Origin of the sequence: Methylophaga sp. UBA4204, from assembly GCF_002379485.1 — a bacterium.
GTDB lineage: Bacteria > Pseudomonadota > Gammaproteobacteria > Nitrosococcales > Methylophagaceae > Methylophaga.
In genome coordinates this window covers 27,977-28,443 of sequence record NZ_DFTU01000090.1, presented here as the reverse complement: position 1 = coordinate 28,443, position 467 = coordinate 27,977, and the positions used below count along the sequence as shown (strand labels likewise).

The 467-nt window shown below is 61.7% G+C and carries 1 protein-coding gene; it reads right to left on the bottom strand.

What is annotated here, in order from left to right:
- Positions 1–415 (bottom strand): apolipoprotein N-acyltransferase (locus B3182_RS13505; protein ID WP_292753082.1); only part of this gene is annotated, 415 nt, incomplete at its 3' end.
- Positions 416–467 lie beyond the last annotated feature (52 nt).

The window sequence follows — 467 nt, the reverse complement described above, 5'->3', positions numbered from 1 at the left end:
GCAAGCCGAGTCCGAGTGCGATCACACCAAGGACAGGCCAATCCCTCCAGCGCACATAAGGGGTCGCACCAGTTCGCGGTGTCACCTCGACGCTGAGGCTGGCTACGCGGAACTGAGGAGCGCGCTTGAGGATCTTTCCCTCGTAGCTGACAGCTGCTGTGATACCCGTGTTCGTGGCTCGCAGTAGGTCACGTCCGGTTTCGATGGCACGCATGCGGGCCATCTGGAAGTGCTGGAGAGGGCCGAGCGAGCTGCCGAACCAGGCATCATTACTGACATTCACCAGCACCTGCGCTTCGGGCAGAAGTTCCGTGACTTCAGCACCAAAGACCGCCTCGTAGCAGATGAGTGCCCCTACGGGCACCCCTGCTGCATTCAGGACGTGCGCGTCCCGTCCCGGTGTAAAATCGGACATGGGCGCCCCGAGCACGTCGAGGGCCGAACCCAAAAACTCCCGAAACGGAACA